Origin of the sequence: Paenibacillus terrae (genome assembly GCF_005217525.1) — a bacterium.
GTDB classification, from domain to species: domain Bacteria; phylum Bacillota; class Bacilli; order Paenibacillales; family Paenibacillaceae; genus Paenibacillus; species Paenibacillus terrae_C.
The window spans coordinates 347,652-348,076 of sequence record NZ_PNXQ01000001.1; the positions used below are offsets into that span (position 1 = coordinate 347,652).

4 tRNA genes are annotated in these 425 nt (G+C 47.5%); all 4 read right to left on the bottom strand.

Features of this window, described 5'->3' with window-relative positions:
• Window positions 1-17: 17 nt before the first annotated feature.
• Window positions 18-94: transfer RNA gene (locus C1I60_RS01695), tRNA-Asp, on the bottom strand.
• A 24-nt stretch (window positions 95-118) separates the two neighbouring features.
• A tRNA-Met gene (locus tag C1I60_RS01700) sits at window positions 119-192 on the bottom strand.
• Between the two features lie 26 nt (window positions 193-218).
• Window positions 219-294 (bottom strand) — tRNA-Val (locus C1I60_RS01705).
• Window positions 295-366: 72 nt separating this feature from the next.
• Window positions 367-425 (bottom strand) — tRNA-Glu (locus C1I60_RS24350).

The following is a 425-nucleotide window of genomic DNA, read 5'->3' on the forward strand; positions in this document are numbered from 1 at the left end:
ACGAATTATAACTAAAATGGCGGAACTGACGGGATTCGAACCCGCGATCTCCTGCGTGACAGGCAGGCATGTTAGGCCTCTACACCACAGTTCCAAAGGATTTCCTTAAGGAAATTAATTGCGGGGACAGGATTTGAACCTGTGACCTTCGGGTTATGAGCCCGACGAGCTACCGAACTGCTCCACCCCGCGACAATAATAAGTATTTATTTTTCAAATGGTGGAGGCTGAGGGGCTCGAACCCCCGACCCTCTGCTTGTAAGGCAGATGCTCTCCCAGCTGAGCTAAGCCTCCACAATGCGACACTTCACATATTATACCATTATAAGTTTTTTATTTCAAGCTCTTTTATACAGTAATTAATGACCCGTAGGGGAATCGAACCCCTGTTACCTCCGTGAAAGGGAGGTGTCTTAACCGCTTGA